General features: G+C 33.8%; 6 protein-coding genes. All 6 read right to left on the reverse strand.

Annotated elements, in window-relative coordinates; all coding sequences use genetic code 11:
- Positions 1–12: 12 nt before the first annotated feature.
- The 6 genes from mnmG to rpmH all read right to left on the reverse strand — a co-directional run bounded on the left by mnmG (position 13) and on the right by rpmH (position 5,832).
- A complete protein-coding gene (gene mnmG / locus AB4Y30_RS17640) occupies positions 13–1,899 on the reverse strand; it encodes a tRNA uridine-5-carboxymethylaminomethyl(34) synthesis enzyme MnmG (RefSeq protein WP_368653495.1) in 1,887 nt (628 codons plus the stop codon).
- Positions 1,900–1,997: 98 nt separating this feature from the next.
- Positions 1,998–3,374 carry a tRNA uridine-5-carboxymethylaminomethyl(34) synthesis GTPase MnmE gene (gene mnmE, locus AB4Y30_RS17645; protein WP_368653496.1) on the reverse strand — a complete coding sequence of 459 codons (1,377 nt, stop codon included), beginning with the start codon at positions 3,372–3,374 and terminating at the stop codon, positions 1,998–2,000.
- Between the two features lie 420 nt (positions 3,375–3,794).
- Positions 3,795–4,409 (reverse strand): RNA-binding cell elongation regulator Jag/EloR, encoded by a 615-nt coding sequence (gene jag, locus AB4Y30_RS17650; protein WP_368653497.1) that lies wholly within the window; start codon positions 4,407–4,409, stop codon positions 3,795–3,797.
- Positions 4,406–5,179 (reverse strand): YidC family membrane integrase SpoIIIJ, encoded by a 774-nt coding sequence (gene spoIIIJ / locus AB4Y30_RS17655; protein WP_368653498.1) that lies wholly within the window; start codon positions 5,177–5,179, stop codon positions 4,406–4,408. The genes jag and spoIIIJ overlap by 4 nt, the downstream gene beginning before the upstream one ends.
- A gap of 91 nt (positions 5,180–5,270) precedes the next feature.
- On the reverse strand, positions 5,271–5,609 hold the full coding sequence (rnpA, locus tag AB4Y30_RS17660; protein ID WP_368653499.1) for a ribonuclease P protein component: 339 nt from the start codon (positions 5,607–5,609) through the stop codon (positions 5,271–5,273).
- 88 nt (positions 5,610–5,697) lie between these two features.
- Complete coding sequence (gene rpmH, locus AB4Y30_RS17665) at positions 5,698–5,832, reverse strand: 50S ribosomal protein L34 (RefSeq protein WP_010094630.1); 135 nt, start codon at positions 5,830–5,832, stop codon at positions 5,698–5,700.
- Positions 5,833–6,036: the final 204 nt, after the last annotated feature.

Below are 6,036 nucleotides of genomic sequence, written 5' to 3' on the forward strand. Positions count from 1 at the left end.
AAAACTGCTCTTTTAATTAGCAACACGAGCAATTTTCCCTTGTTCGATATAAATAATTAAAATGGATACATCTGATGGAGTTACTCCAGCAGTACGCGAAGCCTGACCAACAGATAATGGTCGTACTTTCTTTAATCGTTCACGTGATTCAATAGATAAGCCTTTGATTGCATCATAATCAATATCTGCTGGTATTTTCTTATCTTCTAATTTTAACATTCTTGCTACCTGATCTTTTGCCTTTTTAATATAACCTGCATATTTAACTTGAATTTCAACTTGTTCTTTTACTTCTTCTGATAGCTTTTTACTTGCAGCCATCATTTTTTCAATCGTCGCATACTTAATTTCTGGACGTTTTAATAATTCAATTGCATGTGTAGCATCCTTTAATGGTGTTGAATTGGCTTCCGTTAATACTTGCTGGATATGTGGCTCCATCTTAATTACTAACTTTGTCAAACGTTGTATTTCGTCTTCAACTAATGCTTTTTTCTCAACAAATTTTTGATATCTCTCTTCCGTAATTAAACCTAATTGATATCCTAGCTCTGTTAAGCGTAAATCTGCATTATCATGACGAAGTAATAAACGATATTCTGCACGCGAAGTAAGTAAACGATATGGTTCACGTGTACCCTTTGTGACAAGATCATCAATCATAACACCAATATACGCCTGAGATCTGTCTAAAATAAACGGATCTTTTCCTAATACTTTTGCTGCTGCATTAATTCCTGCCATCATCCCTTGACCAGCCGCTTCTTCATAACCTGATGTTCCATTAATTTGGCCAGCTGTATATAGACCTGGAACTTTTTTCGTTTCTAAAGTTGGCCATAATTGCGTCGGGATTACCGCATCATATTCAATAGCATAGCCTGGACGCATAATTTGCGCATTTTCCAATCCTGGAACAGTTTTTAATAAATCCTCTTGAATATATTCTGGTAAAGATGTGGATAATCCTTGTACATATACTTCTTCTGTATCTCTACCTTCTGGTTCTAAAAATACTTGGTGACGTGGTTTATCATGAAAACGTACTATTTTATCTTCAATGGAAGGACAATATCTTGGCCCTGTTCCTACTTCTTTACCCGAATACATTGCTGATTGAGTTAAATTATTATTAATAATTTGATGTGTTTTTTCATTTGTATATGTTAACCAACAAGGTAGTTGATCAGTAATAAAACTTGTTGTTTCATAAGAAAAGGCTCGCTTATCTTCGTCCCCTGGCTGTATCTCTGTTTTTGAATAATCAATCGTACTATTTAATACGCGTGGTGGTGTGCCTGTTTTCAAACGTATTAAATCAAAACCAAGCTCCTCTAGGTGCTCAGATAACTTAATAGATACGCGTTGATTATTTGGACCACTTTCATATTCAATATCTCCCATGAGAACTTTTCCACGCATAAAGGTTCCTGTCGTAATAATTACTGCATCTGCACGGTATGCTGCTTTTGTTTCTGTAATTACCCCTTTGCATACACCATCTTCAATAATAAGACGATCAACCATGCCTTGACGTAAAGTAATATTTGGCTCGTTCTCCAGTACTTTCTTCATTTCTTGAATGTAAATAGGTTTATCTGCTTGTGCTCTTAATGCCTGCACTGCCGGACCTTTACGTGTGTTTAACATGCGCATTTGGATATAAGATTTGTCAATTACCTTCCCCATTACACCACCTAACGCATCAATTTCACGAATAACAATACCTTTAGCTGGTCCTCCAAGTGAAGGATTACAAGGCATAAAGGCAACTAAATCTAAATTTAAAGTTAACATTAAAGTTTTTGCACCCATTCGAGCTGAAGCAACACTAGCTTCACAACCTGCATGACCTGCTCCTATAACAATAACGTCATAATGGCCTGCTTCATATATCATGTGTTTATTCCTTTCTTTATTTTAATTTTCATAATGAAGGTACAGCTGGAAATGCTATCTAAACTATAAAATTTGAGAAAAATATACAGTGCCTATTTTTATTTCCCTAAACAAAACTGTGAAAATAATTGATCAATCAAACTATCGCTAGCTGTATCTCCAATAATTTCTCCTAAAAATTCCCATGTTCTAGTAACATCAATCTGTACAATATCTAATGGCATACCAAATTCTAAACTATTCATCGCGTCCTCTAAAGCTTCTTTTGCTTGACGAAGTAAATGAATATGCCTCACATTCGATACAAATGCAGATTCATTACTATCGATGTGACCAGCATAGAAAATAGTTGCTATTGCTTTTTCTAACTCTTCTACTCCACGTTCTTCTATTATTGATAAAGAAATAATTGGTTGTCCTTCTGCCAATGCTTCTACTTTTTCCATATCTAGCTTTGTAGGCAAATCTGTTTTATTAATAATGACAATATATTCTAATCCCTTTACTGCTGCAAATAACTGCAAATCATCTGTTGTTAATGCTTCATTATTATTTAATACAAACAATAATAAATCAGATTCAGATAGAACTTGACGCGAACGTTCCACACCCATTCGCTCTACAATATCCTCTGTCTCACGAATTCCTGCTGTATCTACTAAGCGCAGAGGGACTCCACGAACATTCACATACTCTTCTATAATATCACGAGTTGTACCAGGAATATCTGTAACAATTGCTTTATTTTCTTGAACTAATACATTCATCAGGGAGGATTTCCCTACATTTGGGCGACCAATAATCCCTGTATTTATACCTTCTCTTAAGATTTTCCCTTGTTTTGCAACCTGTAGTAAAGATTCTATTTCTGCATGAACTTTTTTCGTTCTTTTTTGCATCATTCCTTGTGTCATTTCTTCTACATCATCATATTCTGGATAATCAATATTTACTTCGACATGTGCTACTGTTTCAATTAATTCTTGTCTCAGTTTACGAATTAAATTTGATAATCTTCCATCTAGTTGATGTAGCGCAACAGACATCGCTTTATCTGTTTTTGCACGAATTAAATCCATTACTGCTTCTGCTTGTGATAAATCAATTCTCCCATTTAAAAAGGCACGTTTCGTAAATTCTCCAGGTTCTGCTAGTCTAACTCCTTGATTTAATACAATTTCTAAGATTCTATTTACTGCTACAATTCCCCCATGACAATTAATTTCAATAATATCCTCACAGGTATATGTTTTAGGAGCTTTGAGTACAGTAACCATGACTTCATCTGCTACTTCTTCATCTTGTGGATCAATAATATTACCATAATGAATAGTATGACTTGCAACCTTTTTTAAATCTTTTCCTTTAAATATATTTGATGCAATATTTATAGCTTCTGGACCACTCATACGAACAATAGAAATAGCCCCTTCTCCAACTGGAGTTGAGATCGCCACAATTGTTTCTGCCTCCATGACTCTACCCCCAAAAATCTATATTAAAGTTATCAACTATTTTATCCAATTATATAGCTATTATTTTTCATTGTTACTAACATCTTAGAATAGCACAGTTTGTACTTAAAATAAAGTTATCAACATGTGGATATTCTTGTTTTATTTTCCATTCTTCTTACCCTCTAATTTCATAAAAAACAGCCCTTGCAGCTAGACATCCATATCTTCTGTCAAAGGATCCACCTAGAGGCTAAGTAAAAGTTTTTTTATCTAACAAATTCCTAACATAATTTGTGCGAACACCCGCTTCGGAAATATACTCTGCTTCCATGGGCTTGTCCTCAGCCTCCTCGGAAAAGAAATACACTTTCTTTTATCTCAGTTTCACATTAAAAAACCGACTAGGAATTTTCTCCTAATCGGTTTTTTAATGAAATATTAAGGCTTAATTACAACATATCGGTGTGGCTCTACACCATCCGAATAAGTGGAAACATCTTTTCTGTTTTGTAAGACAGTATGAATGATTTTCCTCTCATATGCAGGCATTGGTTCTAAGGAAACTTTTTTCTTGATTCGTAAAGCTTTTGCTGCCAATTTTTCAGCTAACACTTCTAATGTTTCTTCACGACGCTTACGATAGCCTTCTGCATCTAATGTTACACGATAAAATTGTTGACTATCTTTATTAATTACCAATTGCACGAGGTACTGCAATGCATTTAATGTTTGACCACGTTTTCCAATTAATAAAGCAATCTTTTCGCCATTCATTTCAAAGCTTACATGTTTGTCTTTTACAGTGGTTGTAAGTTCAATATCTACACCCATGTTTTTTGTTACTTCTTTAATAAATTCTTCTGTTTCTTCTATCTGATTTTTAAGCAATGCTACACTAACAATTGCTAATTTTGAACCAAAAATTCCAAGGAAACCTTTGCTTCCTTCATCAATTACTTTAACTTCGACCCTATCTAAAGTTGTATTTAACTGCTCTAATGCAGATTGGATCGCTTCATCAACGGTCTGACCACTAGCAGTTATCTCTCTCACTTATTTTCTCCTCCATTGTTCCCTTTAAACATTGGCTTGCGAATAAAAAGAGTTTGCACAACCATGAAAATGTTTCCTACTACCCAGTACAATGCTAATGCAGATGGGAAGAACATTGCGAAAACAGCAATCATAATTGGCATTAAATATAACATAACAACCATTTGTGGATTCTGTGCTGCTGGACTTCCTGCCATCATTAGTTTTTGCTGTAAGAAAGTTGCTCCACCAGCAATTAATGGTAATATATAATACGGATCTGATGCACCTAATTGGAACCATAAAAAGCTATGCTCTTTAATTTCTGCAGTACGCATAATTGCATGGTACATAGCAATCAATATTGGCATTTGTATGAATAATGGTAAACATCCAGCTAATGGGTTAACTCCATGCTTTTGGAATAATGCCATTGTTTCTTCTTGTAGTTTCTTTTGTGTGTTTGCATCTTTTGAACTGTATTTTTGTTGAATTTCTTTTAACTCAGGTTGAATATCCTGCATTGCTTTAGAGCTCTTTAATTGTTTTACGTTTAATGGTAATAATATAATTCGAATAATAATTGTTACGATAACAATAGCTAATCCATAGTCATTAGTAAATAATTCAGCAAAATATGTAATTAACCAAGACATTGGATATACAAATACTGAATTCCAAATTCCTGTACTTTCAGAAGAGATTGGTTCGTTAATTTCTGTACAACCAGAAAGTAACATTGCTGCAGCAATCAATGAAAGTAGTAAAAATAACTTTTTACGACTACCCAAAACAGTTCCTCCTAAAATCAACCTACACCTAATTGATCGATATCGCTCACTGCAAATATATCATTTAAGCGAGAGTCTTTCATAATAAAAATCATTTCCATAAATGCTGTTTAGAGAGTAAATGAATTAAACTCTTCTTTACTTCATGATAATTCATTTCATTTGTTGGTTTTCTTGCTATTACAATAATATTTAAAGTCGGTAAAATTGAATCTTCTAATTCCAAAAAGCATTGTCTAATGTAACGCTTGATACGGTTTCTAATTACTGCATTTCCTATTTTTTTACCAACAGATATACCGACTCGAAAATGCTTTTGCATTGGATCTTCCATGTAATAAATAACTAACTGTCGATTAGCAAAGGATTTTCCTTTACGAAATACGTATTGAAACTCTTCATTCTCTTTAATTCGATATGCTTTTTTCATTTTATCACCTTACTAATCCTATCCAACACAACATTTTCAAAATTCTTACATAAAGTGGAAAAAACCACTGATAAAAATCTTCAGTGGCTTAAGCAGATAATACTTTTCTTCCCTTACGACGACGACGAGCTAAAACTTTACGGCCGTTTTTTGTACTCATACGTGCACGGAATCCGTGTACTTTTTTACGTTTACGGTTATTTGGTTGAAACGTTCTTTTCATCTATAAAGCACCTCCTAGGAGCTAGATATTTCTATTATCAAAATCAAACGTTACATTTAAAATTGACAGTCGCACTAATTATACAAACAATAAGTAGAATTTGTCAACTTCTTAATAAAAGAAAACTTCTTCTGTCTGCAACTGATAAAACTCCTTCACTCATTATACTCCAACATGGTAATTTTCACCTTTTTATTTAAACTC

Source organism: Ornithinibacillus sp. 4-3, assembly GCF_040958695.1.
Classification (GTDB): Bacteria; Bacillota; Bacilli; order Bacillales; family Amphibacillaceae; genus CALAMD01.